The sequence below is a fragment of the Methylobacterium sp. Leaf456 genome, assembly GCF_001425465.1.
Lineage (GTDB): Bacteria > Pseudomonadota > Alphaproteobacteria > Rhizobiales > Beijerinckiaceae > Methylobacterium.
In genome coordinates this window covers 16,662-33,483 of the sequence record NZ_LMQV01000040.1, presented here as the reverse complement: position 1 = coordinate 33,483, position 16,822 = coordinate 16,662, and the positions used below count along the sequence as shown (strand labels likewise).

Annotated in this window: 19 protein-coding genes; 14 read left to right on the top strand and 5 right to left on the bottom strand. The window is 69.2% G+C overall.

Annotated elements, in window-relative coordinates; genetic code table 11:
* Positions 1-88: 88 nt before the first annotated feature.
* The 11 genes from ASG52_RS17350 (at position 89) to ASG52_RS17300 (ending at position 8,349) form a co-directional block, all read left to right on the top strand.
* Positions 89-574, top strand: a complete 486-nt coding sequence (locus tag ASG52_RS17350) for a DUF721 domain-containing protein (RefSeq protein WP_056245951.1) — start codon at positions 89-91, stop codon at positions 572-574.
* A 152-nt stretch (positions 575-726) separates the two neighbouring features.
* Entirely contained in the window at positions 727-1,380 is a 654-nt protein-coding gene (locus tag ASG52_RS17345; RefSeq protein ID WP_056245948.1) for a DsbA family protein, read from the top strand.
* A 165-nt stretch (positions 1,381-1,545) separates the two neighbouring features.
* On the top strand, positions 1,546-1,923 hold the full coding sequence (locus tag ASG52_RS17340) for an AtpZ/AtpI family protein (protein ID WP_056246548.1): 378 nt from the start codon (positions 1,546-1,548) through the stop codon (positions 1,921-1,923).
* Between the two features lie 87 nt (positions 1,924-2,010).
* The gene (locus ASG52_RS17335) at positions 2,011-2,766 is read left to right on the top strand and encodes a F0F1 ATP synthase subunit A (protein WP_056245945.1); all 756 of its coding nucleotides are present in this window, start codon (positions 2,011-2,013) and stop codon (positions 2,764-2,766) included.
* Between the two features lie 56 nt (positions 2,767-2,822).
* The gene (locus ASG52_RS17330; RefSeq protein WP_012455237.1) at positions 2,823-3,050 is read left to right on the top strand and encodes a F0F1 ATP synthase subunit C; all 228 of its coding nucleotides are present in this window, start codon (positions 2,823-2,825) and stop codon (positions 3,048-3,050) included.
* 116 nt (positions 3,051-3,166) lie between these two features.
* Positions 3,167-3,769, top strand: coding sequence for a F0F1 ATP synthase subunit B family protein (locus tag ASG52_RS17325; RefSeq protein WP_056245942.1), 603 nt, complete (start codon positions 3,167-3,169; stop codon positions 3,767-3,769).
* A gap of 93 nt (positions 3,770-3,862) precedes the next feature.
* A complete protein-coding gene (locus ASG52_RS17320) occupies positions 3,863-4,348 on the top strand; it encodes a F0F1 ATP synthase subunit B family protein (protein WP_200945635.1) in 486 nt (161 codons plus the stop codon).
* 245 nt (positions 4,349-4,593) lie between these two features.
* The gene (gene glyA / locus ASG52_RS17315) at positions 4,594-5,898 is read left to right on the top strand and encodes a serine hydroxymethyltransferase (protein WP_056245935.1); all 1,305 of its coding nucleotides are present in this window, start codon (positions 4,594-4,596) and stop codon (positions 5,896-5,898) included.
* A gap of 147 nt (positions 5,899-6,045) precedes the next feature.
* Positions 6,046-6,588 carry a transcriptional regulator NrdR gene (gene nrdR, locus ASG52_RS17310; RefSeq protein WP_056245932.1) on the top strand — a complete coding sequence of 181 codons (543 nt, stop codon included), beginning with the start codon at positions 6,046-6,048 and terminating at the stop codon, positions 6,586-6,588.
* A 44-nt stretch (positions 6,589-6,632) separates the two neighbouring features.
* On the top strand, positions 6,633-7,709 hold the full coding sequence (gene ribD, locus ASG52_RS17305) for a bifunctional diaminohydroxyphosphoribosylaminopyrimidine deaminase/5-amino-6-(5-phosphoribosylamino)uracil reductase RibD (protein ID WP_056246545.1): 1,077 nt from the start codon (positions 6,633-6,635) through the stop codon (positions 7,707-7,709).
* Between the two features lies 1 nt (position 7,710).
* A complete protein-coding gene (locus ASG52_RS17300; protein ID WP_056245929.1) occupies positions 7,711-8,349 on the top strand; it encodes a riboflavin synthase in 639 nt (212 codons plus the stop codon).
* Between the two features lie 168 nt (positions 8,350-8,517).
* On the opposite strand, the gene ASG52_RS17295 is transcribed toward ASG52_RS17300, so the two are convergent.
* Entirely contained in the window at positions 8,518-9,987 is a 1,470-nt protein-coding gene (locus tag ASG52_RS17295; protein ID WP_056245926.1) for a protein adenylyltransferase SelO, read from the bottom strand.
* 209 nt (positions 9,988-10,196) lie between these two features.
* Here ASG52_RS17295 and ASG52_RS17290 point away from each other — a divergent pair, with 209 nt between their 5' ends.
* Positions 10,197-11,972 carry an ABC transporter ATP-binding protein gene (locus ASG52_RS17290; protein WP_056245923.1) on the top strand — a complete coding sequence of 592 codons (1,776 nt, stop codon included), beginning with the start codon at positions 10,197-10,199 and terminating at the stop codon, positions 11,970-11,972.
* A 61-nt stretch (positions 11,973-12,033) separates the two neighbouring features.
* On the top strand, positions 12,034-12,912 hold the full coding sequence (locus ASG52_RS17285; protein ID WP_056245920.1) for an aldose 1-epimerase family protein: 879 nt from the start codon (positions 12,034-12,036) through the stop codon (positions 12,910-12,912).
* Here the strand turns inward: ASG52_RS17285 and ASG52_RS17280 are convergent.
* The 4 genes from ASG52_RS17280 to rplM form a co-directional block, all read right to left on the bottom strand.
* The gene (locus ASG52_RS17280; protein WP_056245918.1) at positions 12,909-13,118 is read right to left on the bottom strand and encodes a TOBE domain-containing protein; all 210 of its coding nucleotides are present in this window, start codon (positions 13,116-13,118) and stop codon (positions 12,909-12,911) included. The genes ASG52_RS17285 and ASG52_RS17280 overlap by 4 nt on opposite strands.
* 83 nt (positions 13,119-13,201) lie before the next feature.
* On the bottom strand, positions 13,202-13,537 hold the full coding sequence (locus ASG52_RS17275) for a DUF2293 domain-containing protein (RefSeq protein ID WP_056245915.1): 336 nt from the start codon (positions 13,535-13,537) through the stop codon (positions 13,202-13,204).
* 75 nt (positions 13,538-13,612) lie between these two features.
* Positions 13,613-14,098 carry a 30S ribosomal protein S9 gene (rpsI, locus tag ASG52_RS17270; RefSeq protein ID WP_056245912.1) on the bottom strand — a complete coding sequence of 162 codons (486 nt, stop codon included), beginning with the start codon at positions 14,096-14,098 and terminating at the stop codon, positions 13,613-13,615.
* A 2-nt stretch (positions 14,099-14,100) separates the two neighbouring features.
* Positions 14,101-14,562 (bottom strand): 50S ribosomal protein L13, encoded by a 462-nt coding sequence (gene rplM / locus ASG52_RS17265; protein ID WP_056245909.1) that lies wholly within the window; start codon positions 14,560-14,562, stop codon positions 14,101-14,103.
* 940 nt (positions 14,563-15,502) lie between these two features.
* On the opposite strand from rplM, the gene oxlT reads away from it, so the two are divergent.
* Positions 15,503-16,804: an oxalate/formate MFS antiporter gene (oxlT, locus tag ASG52_RS17260; protein WP_056245907.1), complete on the top strand. Its 1,302-nt coding sequence runs from the start codon at positions 15,503-15,505 to the stop codon at positions 16,802-16,804.
* Positions 16,805-16,822: the final 18 nt, after the last annotated feature.

Here is a 16,822-nt window from a genome sequence, read left to right as displayed (position 1 = left end):
ACGTGCGGTATCGTCAGCGGAGCTGCAACGACTCCCGGCGCAGCCGACGCTCCGCTACACTGACACTCCATTCCCATTCGGGCAGCCGATGGCGCGCGCAAAACCCCTGGCCGACCTGATCGGTGCCTGCGTCGGCCCGGCCTTCGCGGCGCAGGGGTTCGCCTCGGCCGACATCATCGCGGTGTGGCCCGGCATCGTCGGGGCGCGGCTGGCGAACGCCTGCCAGCCGGTCAAGCTCGAATGGCCCCGCCGCGCCCGGCGCGATGCCGAAGGGCGGCCCGAGCCGGGCACCCTGGTGGTGCGGGTCGAGGGCGCCTTCGCGCTCGAACTCCAGCATCTCGCGCCCGTCGTGATCCAGCGGGTCAACGCGCATTACGGCTGGGCCTGTGTCGGCAAGCTGGTGCTGCGCCAGGACCGTCTGCTCCGGGCGCCCCGGCGGAAAGCCGCCCCGCCGCTCGATCCGGTGCGGCGCGGCGAGGTGGCGCTCGCGGTCTCGCGTATCGAGGACGATCCGCTGCGCGACGCCCTCGACCGACTCGGCATCGCCGTGGTGGCGGGCGATCCCGGTCGATAGGCAATCCCGGTCGACAGGGCTGCCTCGCGCGGCCTCCCGTGATAAGGGGCGCGAAACCCGTGCGGCGACGTGTGCGCGGTCCGCGCGACGCCGATCCGCCTATACCTCGACGCCTCTGGCCCTTCGTGGCCTCAACGGAGCCCGTCCCAGCCATGATCACCCGGCGCGACGCCCTCAAGACCACCGGCCTCGCCCTCGGCGCGGCTCTCCTGATGCCCCGCCTCGTCGCCGACACGCTGGCGCAGTCGGCCGACACGGCGGCCCTGCTGCAGCCCGGCCCGCTCGGCGACGTCTGGCTCGGGCCGGCGGACGCCAAGGTCACGATCATCGAGTACGCCTCGCTGACCTGCTCGCACTGCGCCCACTTCCACAAGGAGACCTATCCGGTCCTGAAGGAGCGCTACATCGACACCGGCAAGGTGCGTTTCACCCTGCGCGAATTCCCGCTCGATCCGCTCTCGACGGCGGCCTTCATGCTGTCGCGCTGCGACGGCAACGAGAAATACTACCCGATCTCCGACCTGCTGTTCGACCAGCAGCAGAACTGGGCCTTCGTGCGCAAGCCGCAATCGCCGGTCGATGCCCTGGAGCAGATCGTGCGGCAGGCGGGCTTCTCGAAGGAGAAGTTCGAGACCTGCCTCAAGGACCAGAAGACCTACGGGGCCATCAACGCGGTGAAGACCCGCGGCCTGGAGACCTTCAAAGTCGAATCGACCCCGACCTTCTTCATCAACGGCACCAAGTATAGCGGCGCGCTGTCGATCGAGGAGCTGGAGAAGATCATCAAACCGATCATCGGCGCGTGAGCCCATCCCGCGAAAGAGCCGTTGAAAGAAGTGGATTATGAAGCACCATCAACGGCTTAAGCTATGCGCTGCGCGCCTTGACTCGCCAGGATGGCGAAACTATGGTGCGCCGCGCCGAGGGGGCAGGCCTTATCCCTCCGCTCCCGACGACGTGTGGGGTCGCCCGTGAGCGGCAGCCCTTCAGGCGGCGGGAGTGGGCCGGGCGGGCCTCCCGACGAAGGCGATCTCTCCGCGAGGCTCAGACGTCTCGAGACGCAGCTCGAGGGCAAGCGGCCCAAGGCCGCCCCCGCCGGGCCTGCGCGCGCCGGCACGCCCGGCGGGTCGGCCCAGCTCGGGCAGGCCATGCGCCTCTCGACCGAGTTCATCGCGGGTGTGATCGCCGGGGGAATCCTCGGATACCTGTTCGACCATCTCCTCGGCACCAAGCCGTGGGGGATGATGGTGTTGCTGATGCTGGGCTTCGTGACCGGCATCTACAACGTCATGCGGGTCAGCGGCTTCAGCGGCCAGAAAGCTGAGAAAGATCGTCGGGATGGGTCTTGAGACTCGCCCGGCATCGTGTAAGGGCGACGCGCGACATGGGAGCCGCCAGGCACCCGGCGCGACTCGAAGAAGGGCGGAAGCGAGCCAATGGCGGTCAGTGTCGACCCGATCCACCAGTTCGAGCTGCAGCCGCTCGTCTCGCTGGGGCATATCGGCAACCAGCAGATCGCGTTCACGCAATCGGCTCTCTACATGTTCGCGGCGGTGGGCGTCATCGCGCTCCTGACCATCGCGGCCACCTCCAGCCGGTCCGTCGTGCCGGGCCGGCTCCAGGCTCTGGCCGAGACGCTCTACGAGTTCATCGCCGACACGGTCCACCAGGCCACCGGCGCCGACGGCAAGCGGTTCATGCCGCTCGTCTTCTCGCTGTTCATGTTCGTGCTCATCCTGAACCTGTTCGGGATGATCCCCTACGCCTTCGCGGTGACGAGCCATCTCATCATCACCTTCGGCCTCGCCCTGATCGTGATCCTCACCGTGGTGATCTACGGCGTCGCCAAGCACGGCAGCCACTTCCTCGGAGTGTTCGTGCCCTCGGGCGTGCCCAAGCCCCTGCTGCTCATCATGGTGCCGATCGAGATCGTGTCGTTCCTGTCGCGTCCGGTCAGCCTCTCGGTCCGTCTCTTCGCCAACGTCCTGGCCGGCCACATCGCGCTGAAGATCTTCGCCTTCTTCGTGGTGCAGCTGCTGGTGGCCGGCGCCTGGGGCGTGCTCTCGCCCCTGCCGCTCGCGCTGACCGTGGCGCTGACGGCCCTCGAATTCCTCGTCGCGGCCCTCCAGGCTTACGTCTTCGCGACGCTGACGGCGGTCTACCTCGCCGACGCCCTTCACCCCGGCCACTGATCCTCATCGGCCGGACCTTCCCCTCGAGACCATCGTTCGAACCTCAGGAGTGTTTCATGGATCCCGTCGCTGCGAAGTACATCGGCGCCGGCCTCGCCTGCCTCGGCATGGCGGGCGCCAGCATCGGCCTCGGCAACCTGTTCGGCCAGTTCTACTCGGGCGCCCTGCGCAACCCGTCGGCCGCCGATAGCCAGCGCACCAACCTCCTCCTGGGCTTCGCGCTCACCGAGGCGCTCGGCATCTTCTCGCTGCTCGTCGCCCTGCTGCTCCTGTTCGCCGTCTGACGCGTCGCCGATCGGGGGAGCGGGAGGCGGTCCGCGCGGCCGCTCTCCCCTCCCCCGCTTACTGATCCGGCCGCTCCGCCCGCGGAGCCGGCCTTCCGACGTCACCGGACAGGGCCATGGCCGAGAAGAATCCCCTCACGACTCCCTCCCCGAACGCGGACACCAAGATCGTTCCGCCCGGAAGCCCCCAGGCCCATACCGAGCAGGCGTCCGGCGGGCATCACGCCGCCTTCCCGCCCTTCGAGAGCCACACCTTCCTCTCGCAGCTGATCTGGCTCGCCCTGGCCTTCGGCCTGCTCTACTACCTGATGTCCAAGATCGCGCTGCCCCGCATCGAGGCCATCCTCGGCGATCGCGCCCGGCGCCTGTCGGCCGATCTCGACGAAGCCCAGCGGATGAAGTCCGAGGCCGACGCCGCCGGCGCCGCCTACGAGACCTCGCTGCGGCAGGCCCAGGCCAAGGCTCAGGCCATCGCCCAGGACACCCGCAACGCCCTCTCGGCGGAAGCCGACGCCAAGCGCAAGACCCTCGAGGCCGAGCTGAACCAGCGCCTCGCCGCCTCCGAGGCGACGATCCGCGCCCGGACCACCGAGGCGATGGGCAACGTCCGCGCCATTGCCGGCGAGACGGCTGCCGCGATCGTCGAGCGCCTGACCGGCCAGGCCCCCGACCAGGCCACCCTGGACCGCGCGCTTTCCGCCACCCCGGCGCTGAACTGATCCCGCGGGTCGGCCCCGAGCCGGCCCCGCTCATCGAACCGGACCCGCGCCGCCGCGCCGGGACAGGCCGACCAAGGGTTTGAGACCGACATGCTGTTGACCGCGGAATTCTGGGTCCTCGTCGCCTTCGTGGCGTTCCTGGCCATCGTGTGGAAGGTCGGCGGCTTCGACATGATGACCGGCGGTCTCGACACCCGCGCCAAGCGCGTGCGTCACGAGCTCGACGAGGCCCGTCGCCTGCGCGAGGAGGCCGCGAGCGTCCTCGACGATTACAAGCGCCGCCGCGCCCAGGCCGAGAAGGACGCCGAGGCGATCGTGGCCGGCGCCCGCGAGGAGGCCGAGCGCCTCAACGCCGAGGGCCATGCCCGCCTCAACGAGTTCGTCGCCCGCCGCACCAAGTCGGCCGAGGCCAAGATCGCCCAGGCCGAGGCCCAGGCCAGCGCCCAGGTTCGCGCCGCCGCCGCCGACGCCGCGGTGAAGGTTTCGGAGACGATCCTGAAGGAGCGTCTTCAGGGCGCCGCCGCCCAGGATCTGCTCCGTTCCAGCCTCGGCGACGTAAAGACGCGCCTCTCGGCCTGATCCGACTTTCGACGATCCGTTTTCGCGAACGCCCGGCCCCGTGCCGGGCGTTTTGCTATGCGCAAGAAGCTGTGCCGTGCTGCATCCGATGACGCTCCCGTGAAAATTTTTGACGGAAGGCGCAAAATCAGCTGCGCTTGGCCTGTCATGCTCCGCCGTGTAGGAATGACCCCGAAAAACACCCCCGTGCACGCAGACGAAAAACGGGCGGGTTTAATCAGGAAACATCAGAAGAGGCTCCTCACATGAGCGCCGGTACCGCGACCGACAACACCACCCTCGACACGTTCTTTTCCGCGCACCTGGAGCAGACCGATCCCGAGATCGCCAAGGCGGTCGCGCAGGAACTCGGACGCCAGCAGCACGAGATCGAGCTGATCGCCTCCGAGAACATCGTCTCGCGGGCCGTGCTCGAGGCGCAGGGCTCAGTGCTGACCAACAAGTACGCCGAGGGCTACCCGGGCCGTCGCTACTACGGCGGCTGCCAGTTCGTGGACATCGCCGAGGAGCTGGCGATCGACCGCGCCAAGCGCCTGTTCGATTGCGGCTTCGCCAACGTGCAGCCGAATTCCGGCTCCCAGGCTAACCAGGGCGTCTTCATGGCCCTGATGCAGCCCGGCGATACCTTCCTCGGTCTCGACCTCGCGGCCGGCGGTCACCTGACGCACGGCGCGCCCCCGAACGTCTCGGGCAAGTGGTTCAAGCCGGTCTCCTACACCGTGCGCCGCGACGACCAGCGCATCGACATGGAGCAGGTCGCCGCGCTCGCGGCCGAGCACAAGCCGAAGGTGATCATCGCCGGCGGCTCGGGCTACCCGCGCCACTGGGACTTCGCCAAGTTCCGTGAGATCGCCGATTCCATCGGCGCCTACTTCTTCGTCGACATGGCCCACTTCGCCGGCCTCGTCGCCGCGGGCCTGCACCCGTCGCCGTTCCCGCATGCGCACGTCGCCACCACCACGACCCACAAGACCCTGCGCGGCCCGCGCGGCGGCATGATCCTGACGAACGACGAGGCGCTCGCCAAGAAGTTCAACTCTGCGATCTTCCCCGGCCTCCAGGGTGGTCCGCTCATGCACGTCATCGCCGGCAAGGCGGTGGCCTTCGGCGAGGCGCTCAAGCCCGAGTTCAAGATCTACGCCAAGCAGGTGATCGACAACGCCAAGGCGCTGGCCGACACGATCATTTCGGGCGGCTACGACATCACCTCGGGCGGTACCGACAACCACCTGATGCTGGTCGACCTACAGAAGAAGAGCCTCACCGGCAAGGCGGCGGAAGCCGCGCTGTCGCGGGCCGACATCACCTGCAACAAGAACGGCGTGCCGTTCGACCCGCAGAAGCCGACCATCACCTCGGGCATCCGCCTGGGCACGCCGGCCAGCACCACCCGCGGGTTCGGCGTCGCCGAGTTCAAGCAGGTCGGCTCGCTCATCGTCGAGGTGCTCGACGGTCTCGCCGCCAAGGGCGAGGGCGGCGATGCCGCGGTCGAGGCCGAGGCCAAGAAGAAGGTCCACGCCCTGACCGACCGCTTCCCAATCTACCAGTAAGCGCATCCTCACCGGTGTGAGGCGCGGCCGCGGATCTCGTCGATCCGCGGCCGCTGCCGTTTCAGCTCGCTTCTGGCAATCCGGCGCCGGCTGGGGCACAGAGGCGTCCCGGCCCGCCTGGGCAGAGCAAGGGTGTCGAAACGCGCGATGCGGTGTCCGTTCTGCGGGGGTCCCGACACGCAGGTGAAGGATTCGCGGCCGAGCGAGGATTCCGCGGCGATCCGGCGGCGCCGCGTCTGCCCGGATTGCGGCGGCCGCTTCACCACATTCGAGCGGGTGCAGCTGCGCGAGCTGACCGTGCTCAAGCGCTCCGGCAAGCGGATGCCGTTCGACCGCGACAAGCTCCAGCGCTCCATCGACGTGGCGCTCCGCAAGCGCCCGGTCGAGCCCGAGCGGATCGAGCGCCTCGTCTCCGGCGTGGTGCGCCGCCTGGAGAGCACCGGCGACGGCGAGGTCACCAGCGAGGCGATCGGCGAGGCGGTGATGGAAGGCCTCAAGGGCCTCGACGACGTCGCCTATGTCCGCTTCGCTTCCGTCTACAAGAACTTTCGCGAGGCCCAGGACTTCCAGGATTTGCTTGGGACGCTGGGTGGGCGGCTCGCCGAGGACGGCGAACCGGCGCCCGAGCCCGTCGAGGAGATCGAGTCCCCTGCCCCGCCGCGCCGCCGTCCGGCGCGCTCGCGAAGCTGAGGGAGCCGCTTGTGAGCGAGTGGGACGCCCTCGACCATCGCGCCATGCGCCTCGCCCTGGCGCTGGGGCGGCGCAACCTCGGTCGCACGTGGCCGAACCCGAGCGTCGGCGCCGTGGTGGTGGCCGACGGCCGCATCGTCGGTCAGGCCGCGACCGCGCCGAGCGGGCGCCCGCATGCCGAGCCGCTGGCGCTGGCCATGGCCGGCGCGGCGGCCCGCGGCGCCACGCTTTATGTCAGCCTGGAGCCCTGCTCGCATCACGGCCGCACCCCGCCCTGCACCGACGCGACCATTGCCTCGGGCATCACCCGCGTCGTCAGCGCGATGGAGGACCCTGACCCCCGCGTCGCCGGCCGCGGCCACGCGCTGCTGCGTGAGGCCGGGATTGCGGTCGAGACCGGGCTGTTGCGCGAGGAGGCCCGGCGCGACCATCGCGGCCACGTCTCGCGCATCACGCGCGGGCGCCCGAGCCTGCATCTCAAGCTCGCCCGCACCCGCGACGGCTTCGCCGCGCCGTCCGGCGGCGAGCGGCTGAAGATCACCGGCCCTGTCGCCGACGGCGTGGTGCATCTGTGGCGGGCGCATGCCGACGCCATCATGGTCGGCATCGGCACGGCGCGGGCCGACGACCCTTCCCTCACCGTGCGCCTGCCCGGCCTCTCCGACCGCTCGCCCCTGCGGATCGTCCTCGACTCGACCCTGCGGCTCACGCCCTCGACCCACTTGGTGCGCGGTGCCCGCGACATCCCGACCCTGGTGGTCACCGGAAGCCACACCCCGGCCCATGCCCGGCGGATGCTAACCTCCTTCGGCGTCGAGCTTCTGCCGGTCGCCACCGACGCGTCCGGGCGCATCGATCTTCAGGCCGCTATGATCGCACTCGCAGAACGCGGCCTGACCCGCATCTGCAGCGAGGGCGGGCCGGCGCTTGCGGACGCGCTTGCCCGCCACGATCTCATCGACGCCTGCACGCTCGTCACCGGTCCGGTCGAACTCGGCGGCGCGGGCGGCCTGCCGGCGATCGGGCAAAACCTCGCCCGCCACCTGTCCGACGGCACGCTCCGCGAGGTCGAGGCGCACGACCTCGGTCCCGACACGGCGATCACCTACGAGAGGGTTTGAGATGTTCACCGGGCTCGTCACCGATGTCGGCCGCGTCGTCTCGATCGAGGGCGGCGAGCGACTCGTTCGCATCGTCATCGAGAGCGCCTACGATCCTGCCGGCATCGCGCTCGGCGCCTCCATCGCCTGCTCGGGCCCCTGCCTCACCGCCGTCGCCATCGAGCCGCACGGCACCGGATGCCGCTTCGCCGTGGACGCCGCCGCCGAGACGCTGGCGCGCACCACCGTCGGCGCATGGCGCGAGGGCACGCGGGTCAACCTCGAGCGCTCGCTCAAGCTCGGCGACGAGATGGGCGGCCACCTCGTCACCGGCCATGTCGACGGCGTCGCCGAGATCGTCGCCCGCGAGACGGTGACCGGCGAGGACAACCCGTGGGGCGCCAGCGAACGCTTCACCCTGCGGGCGCCCGCTTCACTTGCCGGCTTCATCGCCGAGAAGGGCTCAGTCTGCCTCGACGGTACCTCGCTCACCGTCAACACGGTGGACGGCACCGACTTCTCGGTGCTGCTGATCCCGCACAGCCTCTCGGTCACGACCTGGGAAGACCGCCGCGCCGGCGACCGGGTCAATCTCGAAGTCGATCTGATCGCCCGCTACGCCGCCCGCCTCGCCGAGGCGCGGGGGTTGATGCAGGGTTGATCCGACCGCTCCACAAATCCCCTCATCCTGAGGTGCCGCGAAGCGGCCTCGAAGGAGGGCCCCAGCGAAACGCGCGATCCGCTGGAGCCCTCCTTCGAGGCTTCGCTTCGCTCCGCACCTCAGGATGAGGGGGATGGGTGGGAGAGGCGTTCGATCAGCCTCCGCTGCTCACGTTCCGCAAAAAGTCCGATACCCCACCCCGCCGTTCTCCGGCGCCTCGGCGTAGCGGGCGTGCTCGGGCTGGTCGTCGTAGGGGCGCGCCAGCACGCTCAGCATCGTCTCGAACGGCACAAAGTCGTCCCGCTCGATCGCCGCCGCGATCATCTCCTCGACCCGGTGGTTGCGCGGGATGAAGGCGGGGTTGACCGCCCGCATCGCCGCCGCGCGCTCCGATGCGCTCTGCGGGTCGTCGGCGAGCCGGGTGCGCCAGCGCGTGGCCCAGGCGTCGTAGGCGGTCGGATCGACGAAGCCCTCGCGCACCGGGCCGTCGCCCTCCGACGATTCGGCGGCCGCGCACAGGCGGCGGAAGGTGAGCGTGTAATCGGCCTGATTCTCGGCCATCGCCATCAGCAGGTCGCCCGCGAGTTCGGCATCGCCCTCGCGCACTTCGAAAAATCCGAGCTTGCGCGCGAGCCCGCCGCGATAGGCGGCGTCGAAGCGGGGGCCGAAGGTGGCGAGTGCGGCCTCCGCCTGCTTCACCGCTTCGTCCTCGTCGGCATCGAGCAGCGGCAGCAGAGTCTCGGCGAAGCGGGTGAGGTTCCACAGGGCGATGCGCGGCTGCTGGCCGTAGGCGTAGCGGCCGTTGCGGTCGATCGAGCTGAACACCGTGCGGGGGTCGTAGGCGTCGAGAAAGGCGCAGGGGCCGTAATCAATGGTCTCGCCCGCCACCGACATGTTGTCAGTGTTCATGACGCCGTGGACGAAGCCGACGTGGAGCCAGCGCGCCACCAGCTCGGCTTGGCGCGCCGCCACCGCCTCGATCAGGGCACGGGCGCGGTCCTCCCGCCCCGCCAGCTCGGGGTAGTGCCGGGCGATCACATGGTCGGCCAGCGTGATCAGAGCATCGGTGTCGCCGCGGGTGGCGAAGAACTGGAACGTGCCGACGCGGATATGGCTCGCGGCGACTCGAGTGACGATGGCGCCGGGCAGCACCGTCTCACGGATCACCGCCTCGCCGGTCGCCACCGCGGCGAGTGCCCGCGTCGTCGGGATGCCGAGCGCGGCCATCGCCTCGCTGACGAGATATTCGCGCAAGACCGGCCCCATCGCGGCCCGACCGTCGCCCATGCGCGAGAACGGGGTGGGCCCCGAGCCCTTCAGCTGGATGTCGCGGCGGCGCCCGTGCCGGTCGATCACCTCGCCGAGCAGGATCGCCCGCCCGTCGCCGAGCTGCGGCACGAAGTTGCCGAACTGGTGCCCGGCATAGGCCGCCGCCAGCGGCTGCGAGCCCTCCGCTACAATGTTGCCGGCTAGCATCGCCAGCCCGTCGGGCCCGGCGAGCCAGTCGGGATCGATGCGTAGCTCCTCGGCCAGCGCCCGGTTGAGCCGGATCAGCCGCGGGACCCCGACCGGCGTCGGCGCGAGGCGCGCATGGAAGCGGTCGGGCAGCCGGGCGTAGCTGTTGTCGAAAGGGATCATGGCCGGGTCTTCGATGCGGGATGTCTCTGAAGGCGAACAGGCGCAGGCGCCGCGGGTTCACGCAAGCCCGCACCGCGCGTCGTCGCGGGCGCTTTTGTCGACTCCGCACCGGCGCGGTGCTAAAAGCCGGCTCGTTCAAGCCTAAGCGCCTGTCACACAAAAGTTTTGTCCGGGACGGGCCGGCGGCCCTCCCCCAGCCCGGTGCCTCCTTGCGGACCCTCCTCGATCTCCTGCGGGTGATGCGTCCGCGCGACCGCAGTCGCCTTGCGTGGCTCGGGCTCGGCCTGGGGATCGCAGCGCTCCTCGAAGTCGTCGGCATCGCCTCGGTCATCCCGTTCCTGACGCTGGTCGGCGATCCGGCCGCCGCCGCGCGGGTGCCGGCGCTGGCAGCGTTGCGCGAGGCGCTGGGCCTCACCGAGGAGCGCAACTTCCTCCTCGTCACCGGCTTCGCGGCGCTCGGCGCGATCCTGATCACCAGCGCGGTCAATGCCGGGCTCGCCTTCGGGCAACTGCTGTTCGCCCATCTCGTCGGCTACGATTTCGCCCGGCGGCTGCTCGCCCGCTACGTCGATCGCGAGCGGCTGTTCTTCGCCCAGGCCAACAGCGCGGAACTGGCCAAGAACGTCCTGTCCGAGACCGACCGCCTCGTCGTCGGCGTGCTGAGCCCGGCCCTGGTGATCGCCTCGCGGGCGACCTCGGCGCTCGCCGTCATCGCCTTCCTGATCGCCTACCAGCCCCGGCTGGCGTTGATCCTCGGCGGCGGCTTCGGCAGCCTCTATGTGGGGATCTACCTCGTGGTCCGGGCCCGCCTCGCCCGGATCGGCGCGCGGGCGGTGGCCGGCAACGAGGGCCGCTACCGCGTGGTGCAGGAGACGTTCGGGGCGCTCACCGAACTCAAGCTCTACGGCCGGGCCGAGACCTTTTCCGCCGGGTTCGACGCCCCGGCCCGCAGCTACGCCCGCGCGCTGGCCGAAGCCATGCTCACCGGCCAGCTTCCCCGCTTCGTCATCGAGGCCCTGGCCTTCGGGGGCGTGATCGCGGTGGTGCTGTTCGCGCTGACGCAAGGCATCGACACCGCCGGCATGCTGCCGCTGCTCGGCCTGTTCGCGTTCGCCGGTTACCGCATGCTGCCGGCCTTCCAGAACATCTTCACCTCGGTCTCGCAGCTGCGCTTCCACCTCGCCGGGGTGCGCCTGATCGTCGAAGCCCTCGACGGCGAGCGCCCGCCCGTTCCGCGCACGGCGGAGCGCCTGCCCTTCGCGAAAGACATCCGGGTGGAGGGCGTCGCCTTCGATTACGAGCCCGGCCGCCCGACGCTCCACGGCATCGACCTGACGATTCCCGCCCATAGTACCATCGGCCTCGTCGGCCGCACGGGTTCGGGCAAGTCGACCCTCGTCGGCCTGATCCTCGGCATCCTGACGCCGACGCGCGGGCGCATCCTGATCGACGGGGTGAGGCTCACCCCCGACACCCTGCCGGCGTGGCAGAACCGCATCGGCTACGTGCCGCAGGACGTTTTTCTGATCGACGGCACGGTCGCCGAGAACATCGCCCTGGGCCTCGCGCCCGAGCGGATCGACCGGGCCGCGGTCGAGCGCGCGGCGCGGCTCGCCGGCATCCACGAAACGATCACGGGCCTGCCTGACGGCTACGATACCGGCGTCGGCGAGCGGGGCGCGCGGCTCAGTGGCGGTCAGCGCCAGCGCGTCGGCATCGCCCGCGCGCTCTACCACGACCCCGACGTCATCGTGTTCGACGAGGCCACCAGCGCGCTGGATGGCGAGACCGAAGCCGCGGTGATGAGCGCGCTCGGCGCGCTGTCGGGCACCCGCACCATCATCATGATCGCCCACCGCCTGTCCTCGCTGCGCCGGGCCGACACGGTCTACGTGCTGGACGCTGGCCGCTTCACCGCTGCCGGGCCGCCCGCGCAGGTGATCCCAGGCCTGGAGGAAGCCGGCGCCGCGTCGTCGGGCGCCTGAGGCGGCTGGCCGATCCGCTGCGGCCCCGCTATCGATCGGGCAAGCGAAGCGGGGAGCGCAGATGAGCGAGACCATCGAGATCCAGGCCGAGGACGGCACCACGGCACGCATCGCGCTGCTCGGCGCCGAGCCGGTCTCCTGGCAGGTCGGGGGCCGCGACTATCTCTGGAGCGGCGATCCCGAGCACTGGAATCGGCACGCGCCCTGGCTCTTCCCCGTCGTCGGCGCGTCGGCGGGGGGCACGGTGCGCGTCGACGGTCGGCCCTATCCGATGGCTCAGCACGGTTTCGCCCGCGACCTGCCCTTCACCGTGGTGGCGCGCGGCGACGATTCCGTGACCCTGCGGCTGACGGACGATGCCGGCACGCGGGCGCATTATCCGTTCGGTTTCCGGCTCGACGTGACGGCGCGCGTCACGCCGCGCAGCCTCGCCTTCGATCTTGCTGTCACCAATTCCGGCGACACGCCCCTGCCCTACGGGCTCGGCTTCCATCCGGCCTTTCCCTGGCCCTTCGCCGGAGGCGAGCGGCGGGCCGGCGGCGGCTATGCCGTGGAATTCGAGGAGCCAGAGCGGCCGTTCGTGCCGGAGGTCGGCGAGGGCGGGCTGCTGGTGCGCTCCGAGCGCGAACTGCCGCTCGACGGCGCCCGCCTCGATCTCGACCCGGCCCTGTTCACCGAGGCGCTTGTGTTCCTGAACGCCAGGAGCCGGGCGCTCCGCTTCGTCGCGCCGGGCGGCGAGGCGATCGCGATGCGGGTGGAGGATTTCCCGCATCTCGCCGTGTGGACGCGCCCAACCGCGCCGTTCGTCTCGCTCGAAGCCTGGACCGGCCATGCCGACTGGGCCGGCTTCGCGGGAGAGCTGTCGGAGCGCGATTCGCAGCGCCTGCTCGCGCCCGGCGCCAGCGCCGGGCACGGGATCGTCCTGAGCCTCGAGGATTAATCGACGGCGATGATGACGTCGGAGCTCTTGATGACGGCGTAGGCCTCGGCTCCGACCGTCAGGCCGAGAGCATCGACCGATTCGTTGGTGATCGACGAGGTGACGGTCTGGCCGTTGGCGATCTCGATCTTCACGTGGGCGGTGGTCGTGCCCTTCTCGACCGACACGACCTTGCCCTTGAGGACGTTGCGCGCGCTGAGCTTCATCGGAGGTCCGTTTTCTGGGGGTGGAATGCGGTCTCCCTGCCCGAGCCGTCCCGGTGGGGCAAGCCGGTGGGCGCGCGCCTTCCTCACGAATCGGCTACCTCGTCCTCCTCCTCGGAGACGAGGCGGCGGCTGCCCCATTCGGCGAGCGTCGCGTTCATGTCGTCGAGGACGAAGTGGCGGGCGCTGTCGCGGTCGTAGCCCTCCGCGAGCAGGTCGTCGTAATCGGTGAAGGCGTGGCGGGTGAACGCCGTGAGCGCCAGCCACGCCGCGGTCTCCGGTGCGGCCCCGCGCAGGCCGGGGCTGCGCATCGCCCGGTCAAGCACGCTCTCGGCCTCGAACTCCGGCAGGCGCGGGACGAGCCGTTCCAGGGCCGCAGCCACGGCGGCGCGGCGGTCGCCGAGGGGGATGCGCTGGCTCATGCGGAATCGTGACCCCGAAACGAGAAAGGGCGGAGCCTCGCGGCCCCGCCCTTCTTTGGTAGCAATTTGTAACGCTTAGCGCTTCGAGAACTGGAAGCTGCGGCGGGCCTTCTTGCGGCCGTACTTCTTGCGCTCGACCACGCGCGGGTCGCGGGTGAGGAAGCCCTCGCGCTTGAGCGGGGAGCGCAGCTCCGGCTCGTAGTAGGTGAGCGCCTTGGACAGGCCGTGGCGCACGGCGCCGGCCTGACCGGAGAGGCCGCCGCCCTTCACCGTGACGGTGATGTCGTACTGATCGACGCGGCCGGCGATCTCCAGCGGCTGGCGCAGGATCATGCGCAGCACCGGACGGGCGAAGTAGGTCTCGACCGCGCGGCCGTTGACCACGACGGTGCCGTTGCCGGGCTTGATCCAGACGCGGGCGACCGCGTCCTTGCGCTTGCCGGTGGCGTAGGCGCGGCCTTGCGCGTCCAGCTTCTGGACGTGGACGGGCGCCTCGTTCTCCGGGTTGCTCGTCTGGGTGTTCGCCCGATTGAGGTCGGCGAGGGACTGAAGGGTCGCCATGATCAAGCGCTCACGTTCTTGCGGTTGAGGGAGCCGACGTCGAGCGCCTGCGGCTGCTGGGCCTCGTGCGGATGCGCGCCACCCTTGTAGACGCGCAGGTTGCCGAGGATCTGGCGGAAGAGCGGGCCGCGCGGGAGCATGCGCTCCACGGCCTTCTCGACGACGCGCTCGGGGAAGCGGCCTTCGAGGATGAACTTCGCCGAGCGCTCCTTGATGCCGCCCGGGTAGCCGGTGTGGTGGTAGTAGACCTTCTGGTCGTACTTGCGGCCGGTGAACTTCACCTTGTCCGCGTTGATGACGATGACGTTGTCGCCGCAATCGACGTGGGGCGTGTAGGCGGCCTTGTGCTTGCCGCGCAGGCGCATCGCCACGATCGACGCGAGACGGCCCACCACGAGGCCTTCCGCGTCGATCACGACCCACTTCTTGTCGACGTCGGCGGGCTTCAGCGAAGTGGTCTTCATGGCCGATTCCCGTGCCGGTGACGTTGAAAACGAGGCGCCGCCGCGTCGGGGACGACGCAGCGGCGTGCGGGATGGTGGATACGGAGGTTCCCTCCCCACGTCAAGGGGCTTTGAAGGGGCCGAATCACCGAAAAGCGCAGCAAATCGAGGGATTTGCGTGTTAAGGTATCATGATACCGCATAGGCCGAGGGCCGGTCTGCCTTGCCGAGGTGGCGCGCGGGCGCGCCCGGAACGAGAAAAGCCCGCCGCGGCTTGCACCGGAGCGGGCTGGAGTTTGGAGATTCGTCCCGTCCGAAACGGAACAATCAGACAAACGCGCCACCGCGCGGTCTAATCCCGACGATTTCGTCCGATCGGCCGGGCGCGCCTGCGCGGCAATATCGTGCCTCCGTGTAGAGACCCGCTTCCGTGACCGGCCCCATAAAGCCGCTTCGCCGCGCATTCGGCTCGATTCGCAAACGGTTAATGCCCTGATCCGGAACTGCGCGAACGTCGCGCCGCTGCGCGTGAAAGATGCGTGTGCGGCATCGGCTCGCATCAAAGTCGCGTAGTGCGCGGTGAAATGAGCAGGAAAATTCTTGATACAGCGCCTAATTAAATTTGCCTCCTCGACGGGCGTCACAGATTATTTTGCATCATCCATCCAAACGGCTCCGAGGGCCGATCCCGACGTTTCCCTAGGAAAACGATGGGTCCGACGGCTCCCGACGCCCATCCGTACGAATGAAACAGCTCGTTTAATCCGCACAATTTCACGTGTCGCTCAGAATTATTTCGCTTGCCCGCTCATCTGGTATACCAAATAATGCATGCCAAGGCGGCCTTGGGGGCATCCCTTGCGGGACCTGGACCTTGGCAGCCGAACCAAGTGCGGCGAAAGTTCATCACGTCAAACGAGTCAGGCCGGAAGTGCCGAAGCCTGATCGAGGGAGAGCGCCCATGGCAACGTCCTCTATCGCCCCAGATAGACCCGTCACATCATCGAATCGCTGGTTGCAGATCGTCCTCGGCGTCGCCTGCATGGTGGCCGCGGCCAACATCCAATACGCGTGGACGCTGTTCGTCCCCGAGATTCAGAAGACCTTCGGCTGGGATCGCGCCGCGATCCAGGTCGCGTTCACGATCTTCGTCGTCGTCCAGACCTGGCTGACGCCGATTGAAGGATATTTCATCGACAAGTACGGCCCGAGCAAGGTCGTCATGTTCGGCGGCCTCATGACCGGCCTGGCCTGGGTCGTGAACTCCTACGCCACCTCTCTGTCGGGCTTCTACCTCGGCTCGGTCATCGGCGGCATCGGCGTCGGCTGCGTCTACGCCACCTGCATCAACAACGCCCTCAAGTGGTTCCCGGACAAGCGCGGTCTGGCGGTCGGCCTCACGGCGGGCGGCTACGGCGCCGGCTCGGCCCTGACCATCCTGCCGATCGCCAAGATGATCGACTCGGGCAACTACTCCCAGGCGTTCTTCGTCTTCGGCCTGATCCAGGGCGCGGTCATCATCGCCGCCTCGATCTTCATGCGCGGTCCGCAGAAGGAAGAGGTGAAGTTCTCCAGCAAGGTGCTGCAGAGCCGCCGCGACTACACGCTGGGCGAGGCGCTCTCGACGCCGGTGTTCTGGGTCATGATGGTCATGTTCACCTGCACGGTGACCGGCGGCCTGATGGCGGTGGCGCAGCTCGGCGTGATCGCGCAGGATCTGGGCGTGAAGAACTTCCAGGTGAACCTGTACTTCTTCGCCATGGCCGCCCTGCCCTTCGCCCTGATGCTCGACCGCATCATGAACGGCATCTCGCGTCCGCTGTTCGGCTTCATCTCCGACCGGATCGGCCGCGAGAAGACGATGTTCATCGCCTTCTCGATGGAAGGCATCGGCATCGTGGCGCTCGGCTACTTCGGCTCGAACCCCTGGGCCTTCGTGATCCTCTCGGGCATCGTGTTCCTGGCCTGGGGCGAAGTGTACTCGCTGTTCTCGGCAACCGCCGCGGACACCTTCGGCTCGAAGCACATCGGCAAGATCTACGGCGTGCTCTACTGCGCCAAGGGCCTCGCCGCGCTGTTCGTCCCGGTCGGCAACCTGCTGATGCAGGCGACCGGCACCTGGGCGACCGTGCTCTACACCGTGGCGATCATGGACCTGATCGCGGCCTTCCTCGCCATCGCCGTCCTGCGGCCGATGCTGAAGCAGCACCACGCCGCCAACGAGGCCAGGATGGCCCGCGCCCCGGCGCTCGCCACGGCCTGAAGCCCGGCCCAATCGTGA

Bases quoted from the DNA above. Each gene is read 5' to 3' on its own strand.
- ASG52_RS17350 (WP_056245951.1), top strand. From the start codon at position 89: ATGGCGCGCGCAAAACCCCTGGCCGACCTGATCGGTGCCTGCGTCGGC.
- ASG52_RS17345 (WP_056245948.1), top strand. From the start codon at position 727: ATGATCACCCGGCGCGACGCCCTCAAGACCACCGGCCTCGCCCTCGGC.
- ASG52_RS17335 (WP_056245945.1), top strand. From the start codon at position 2,011: ATGGCGGTCAGTGTCGACCCGATCCACCAGTTCGAGCTGCAGCCGCTC.
- ASG52_RS17330 (WP_012455237.1), top strand. From the start codon at position 2,823: ATGGATCCCGTCGCTGCGAAGTACATCGGCGCCGGCCTCGCCTGCCTC.
- ASG52_RS17325 (WP_056245942.1), top strand. From the start codon at position 3,167: ATGGCCGAGAAGAATCCCCTCACGACTCCCTCCCCGAACGCGGACACC.
- glyA (WP_056245935.1), top strand. From the start codon at position 4,594: ATGAGCGCCGGTACCGCGACCGACAACACCACCCTCGACACGTTCTTT.
- nrdR (WP_056245932.1), top strand. From the start codon at position 6,046: ATGCGGTGTCCGTTCTGCGGGGGTCCCGACACGCAGGTGAAGGATTCG.
- ribD (WP_056246545.1), top strand. From the start codon at position 6,633: ATGCGCCTCGCCCTGGCGCTGGGGCGGCGCAACCTCGGTCGCACGTGG.
- ASG52_RS17300 (WP_056245929.1), top strand. From the start codon at position 7,711: ATGTTCACCGGGCTCGTCACCGATGTCGGCCGCGTCGTCTCGATCGAG.
- ASG52_RS17295 (WP_056245926.1), bottom strand. From the start codon at position 9,987: ATGATCCCTTTCGACAACAGCTACGCCCGGCTGCCCGACCGCTTCCAT.
- ASG52_RS17285 (WP_056245920.1), top strand. From the start codon at position 12,034: ATGAGCGAGACCATCGAGATCCAGGCCGAGGACGGCACCACGGCACGC.
- ASG52_RS17280 (WP_056245918.1), bottom strand. From the start codon at position 13,118: ATGAAGCTCAGCGCGCGCAACGTCCTCAAGGGCAAGGTCGTGTCGGTC.
- ASG52_RS17275 (WP_056245915.1), bottom strand. From the start codon at position 13,537: ATGAGCCAGCGCATCCCCCTCGGCGACCGCCGCGCCGCCGTGGCTGCG.
- rpsI (WP_056245912.1), bottom strand. From the start codon at position 14,098: ATGGCGACCCTTCAGTCCCTCGCCGACCTCAATCGGGCGAACACCCAG.
- rplM (WP_056245909.1), bottom strand. From the start codon at position 14,562: ATGAAGACCACTTCGCTGAAGCCCGCCGACGTCGACAAGAAGTGGGTC.
- oxlT (WP_056245907.1), top strand. From the start codon at position 15,503: ATGGCAACGTCCTCTATCGCCCCAGATAGACCCGTCACATCATCGAAT.